We start from the raw sequence: 4,055 nt of genomic DNA, 5'->3' as shown, positions 1-4,055 counted from the left end.
TGTGAGACTGTCACCCCGCCCGCCGATGGCGGGGTGGTTGTGGGGGGGGGCCGGGCACCGCCCCAGCACCCCCCCCCCCCGCCGCTCCAGCTTCCGTCCTGCGACGCACGTGCCGCATCCCGCACCAGCGCCCTGACGGGGAGACGCTCGCTGTTCAGGAGCCGCACCGTCTCGGTGCCGATCTTGCCCGTCGCTCCAGTCACCAAAATCATGGCACCTCCATCGTCGGCATCAAGGGGCGTGCGCAACGCGCCACAGCCTCTCCAGCCTGCCCAGGTGGCGTATCGTTTGTGAAGTAGGCACCGTCTGGATATATAGGTACCTGATGGATACCGACTCGAAGATCACCTACTCGAAGGACTGCCCGTCGCGCACCGTCGTGAGTGTGCTGGCGAACAAGTGGTCGCTCTACGTTCTGGGCGTGCTCGGCCAGAACGACCGTCCGCTGCGTTTCACCGAACTGCGCCGACATGTCGAAGGCGTGACCCAGAAGTCCCTCACGCAGGCGCTCCGCAACCTCGAACGCGACGGCCTGGTCAGCCGCACCGTCCACCCGACGATCCCTCCACGGGTCGAGTACGCCCTCACCGGCCTCGGCCGCGAAGCGGAAGCACTCACCACAGCCATCGCGGACTGGTCCAGGACGAACGCAGCCCGCGTGCTGGCAGCACGCGGTGCCTACGACGCCCGTACGGGAGAGACCTGAGAGGCCGCTGTCACAGAGCGCTTCTACTCGGCAGGAGCATGCGCCCGCTCGTGGTCACCGGGGCCGGTAGGCGGTGGCCAGCACGGAGACGGTGACCTGCTCAGGCAGGACGCGGCCATCATCCAGGTCCGCGCGGCTCACGTGACGTGCGCTCGGCGTCATCGCCACCAGGTCCAGGGCGTCCGGCCTCGACAGGTGCGCGGGGTACTCCACCCGTTCGGTGACCGCGGCCTCGAAGAACGGATCCAGAGCCCGGTGCAGGCGCTGTTCCTTGGCCGGGTCGACCGTGACCGCCGCAGGCAACCGGCCGCGCAGCTCAGCCAGATGCCGCCCGGTGGGACGGATCACGATCAACCGGCCGGCCGGGCGCAGCACCCGGTGGAACTCGGCCGGGTTGCGCGGGGCGAACACGTTCAGCACGGCATCGGCCGCTCCGCCGGCCAGGGGGAGGGGACGGAAGACGTCCCAGGCGACCGCGGCGGCCCGGTCGTGGGCTCGGGCTGCTGACCGCAGTGCGCGCACCGACGTGTCCAGCCCCAGACCGCGGGCGCCGGGCAGGTGGTCGAGCACACCGGCCAGGTAGTAGCCCGTGCCGCACCCCACGTCCACGACCGTGGCCCGCTCGGACACGGCGTCGGCCGCCAGGCGGGCCCCGGCCTCACGGATGGGCGCGTAGGCGCCGGTGGACAGGAACCGGTCCCGCGCCCGGACCATGGCCGCGTCGTCGCCGCTGGTGGCGCGGGTGCCCGTCAGCAGGCCCGCGTAGCCGTGGCGGGCCACGTCGAAGGTGTGGCCCACCGGGCAGCGCAGTGCACCGCGGTCGGGCTGCAGGGGGCGCGTGCGGCACGAGGGGCAGCGCAGCAGGTCGAGGGACAGCTCGAGGGCAGGGGGAAGCGACACGGGCACGAGGCACTCCTGGCAAGGGTGAAGGGAAGAGTCCGTGCCTGCGGGCGCGCTCAGAGCTTCACTGCCTCCGAAAGGAACGGGCAGCGGCGGGAGCGTGGTTCACGCAGCAGGCACACCAAGGAGGGCGACACCGTCCGGTGTCGCCCTCAACGCCTTCCGGTCACAGGAAGCAGCAGTGCGGGGTGCTCATGAATGCCACGTGATCAGTCTACGAGAATCGGCGAAGGCCCCGTACGCCACCGGCGTCGCGAGACACGGCCCGGCGGCGCACCAGGCGGAGTCCGCCGTGTCCGCGAGCGTCCGGGTGCGCAGCCCGATCGGTAGGGTCGGGGCGTGGCGCGCGATGCGCCAGGACGTCATGCGGAACGGGGCGGGCAGTGTTGGCAGGGGATGTCGCTGTGGTGAGCGGGCTCGTGTACGGAGCCGGTGGACAGCGTGTGGACGTGTATCGGCCTGCGACGGCGTCGGAGGCTTCGCCGGTCGTGCTGCTCTGGCACGGAAGAGGTCCCGAGGAGCGGGACGTCCTCGCGCCGCTCGCCCGGGCCGCGGCTTCGCTGGGTGTCGTGTGTTTCGTCCCGGACTGGCGGCCGGACGCCGACGACGGTGGGCGGACCCACCTACGCGAGTCCGCCGGGTTCGTCCGGCAGAACGCAGCCGAATTCGGCGGGGACACCGGACGGATCGCGCTTGCCGGCTGGTCCCTGGGGGGCAACGCTGCGCTGGCCGCCGCCATGGACCCCTGCGCGCTCGACGGCTGGAGACCTCGGGCCGTCGTCGGTATCGCCGGCGGATACACCCGGCCGGAACCGCTGACGGCCCGCGCCCCCGTCGACGGACTGACAAGGGCCGAGGAATCGCTGCCGGCCATCCCCGTCCGGCTGATCCACGGATCTGCCGATCCGGTCGTGGACGTCCGGCAGTCACGCCGGCTCCATGCGGCTCTTCAGCACCGAGGCTGGCCGGCCTCGCTCGACGAGCCCGACACCGACCACGCCGGTGTGATCATGACCGAGTACGACCCCGAGTCCGGCCGCTGCCGACCCAGCCGCGCCGACCACGCCGTACGGGCCGGAAGCCGGGCGGCCCGCCTTCTCTTCCACGCCGCCCATGACACACCTCGCACCTGCTGAACGGTCCGCGGGCCGTCCTGAGCGCGGACCGCTCGGCGGGCCGTCATCGCCTCTGCCCATGGGTGAAGTGACGGGCCGTTCGGACGCTGGTCCGGACGGTGCAGTGGCGTCGGGCTGTGCGGTGGCGCAACGGGTACGCGTCCGGGAGACCGACGAGGGCGGCCGGCTGCCGCGGTTCGTCCGTGGTCGCTTGCGCAGGCGGGCGGAGCCGCCGCTGGTCATGTCGTGGGGACCGGTCCAGCCCGGTGGGTTCCGGTCAGCAGGGTTTCGGCATGCTTGCGGAAAGCGGCGACCAGACGGCTGCGGTCGCCGGCGCGGGTGGCGAGTACGACCTGGCTCGGCTCGACCCCCCGCAACGGGACGGTGGTCAGGCTGGGATGCAGGCCGGTCGCGTGGTCGAGGGGCGGTCCGATGGCCACCGCCTGCCCGGCGGCGATGAGTTCGTGCTTGTCCTCAAGAGCTTCGACCAGGGGGCCCTCGGGCGCGGGCCGCCCGTCAGGCCGGGGATCGAGCCGCCAGTAGGCGTTCAGCAACGGGTCGGACTGGCGTACGTGGGGGATCGGCTCGTCGGCGATGTCGCCGAGGGTGACGGACTCCTTGCCGGCCAGACGGTGGTCCCGGGGCACGACCAGCACACGCGGTTCGTCGTGGAGGACGGTCACACGCAGCCGGTCGGTGGGGAACGGCAGACGCGTCACCACCGCGTCCACGCGGTGCTCCAGCAGCGCGCCGCGCGAGTCGTTCCAGGCGAGCAGGCGGGTGTGGACCTCGGCATCGGGGTTGCGGTCGCGCAGGGCTCGCACGGCCGCGGTGATCACCAGCCCCTTGGTGTAGCCGATGGTGATGCTGCCGGGCCGGGCCGCGGCCCGGGTGCGGGCCATCGCCTCGACCGCGGCGCGCAGCAGCCCCTGGGCCTGGGGCAGGAAAACCTCGCCGGCCTCGCTGAGCCGGGTGCCGCGCGTGGTGCGGTCGAACAGGCGGACGCCCACTTGCTGTTCGAGGCGGCGGATCTGCCGGCTCAGCGACGGCTGCGTGGTGTGCAGCGCCTCGGCGGCGCGGCCGAAGTGCTGGTGCTCGGCGACCACCGTGAAGCACTGCACGAGCCGGAGGTCGAGGTCCACGGGTGCGGGGAAGCGTTCGGACACCACCCCACTCTAAGAGCTGCGAACAAAAGGGGCGCCCGGCACGCGACGCCCGGCACGCACGCTCGCGGCGTCGCCGAAAGGCCCAGGTAGCTCCGCTACAAGGACCTTACGGCGCCATGCGATCGAACGCAACGGACGCCGCGAGCTGATCGGGCTCGCCTCATTTCC

4 protein-coding genes and 1 pseudogene are annotated in these 4,055 nt (G+C 72.1%); 2 read left to right on the top strand and 3 right to left on the bottom strand.

Annotated elements, in window-relative coordinates; genetic code table 11:
• Positions 1-104 precede the first annotated feature (104 nt).
• Positions 105-212: pseudogene (locus ABZ719_RS37335) on the bottom strand (NmrA family NAD(P)-binding protein); the annotation flags it as partial.
• Positions 213-325: 113 nt separating this feature from the next.
• Here ABZ719_RS37335 and ABZ719_RS37330 point away from each other — a divergent pair.
• Complete coding sequence (locus ABZ719_RS37330) at positions 326-706, top strand: helix-turn-helix domain-containing protein (protein ID WP_366729618.1); 381 nt, start codon at positions 326-328, stop codon at positions 704-706.
• Positions 707-760: 54 nt separating this feature from the next.
• On the opposite strand, the gene ABZ719_RS37325 is transcribed toward ABZ719_RS37330, so the two are convergent.
• The gene (locus tag ABZ719_RS37325; RefSeq protein ID WP_366729617.1) at positions 761-1,612 is read right to left on the bottom strand and encodes a methyltransferase domain-containing protein; all 852 of its coding nucleotides are present in this window, start codon (positions 1,610-1,612) and stop codon (positions 761-763) included.
• Between the two features lie 482 nt (positions 1,613-2,094).
• On the opposite strand from ABZ719_RS37325, the gene ABZ719_RS37320 reads away from it, so the two are divergent.
• Entirely contained in the window at positions 2,095-2,742 is a 648-nt protein-coding gene (locus ABZ719_RS37320) for an alpha/beta fold hydrolase (protein WP_366729616.1), read from the top strand.
• A 218-nt stretch (positions 2,743-2,960) separates the two neighbouring features.
• Here ABZ719_RS37320 and ABZ719_RS37315 read toward each other — a convergent pair whose 3' ends face one another.
• Positions 2,961-3,887, bottom strand: a complete 927-nt coding sequence (locus tag ABZ719_RS37315; RefSeq protein WP_366729615.1) for a LysR family transcriptional regulator — start codon at positions 3,885-3,887, stop codon at positions 2,961-2,963.
• Between the last annotated feature and the right edge of the window lie 168 nt (positions 3,888-4,055).

This window comes from Streptomyces sp. NPDC006743 (genome assembly GCF_040703815.1).
Lineage (GTDB): Bacteria > Actinomycetota > Actinomycetes > Streptomycetales > Streptomycetaceae > Streptomyces.
Note: the sequence above shows the minus strand (reverse complement) of the source record. Positions and strands in the feature narration are given on the sequence as shown.

Coding starts and splice junctions, on each gene's coding strand:
- ABZ719_RS37330 (WP_366729618.1), top strand. CDS start 326: ATGGATACCGACTCGAAGATCACCTACTCGAAGGACTGCCCGTCGCGC.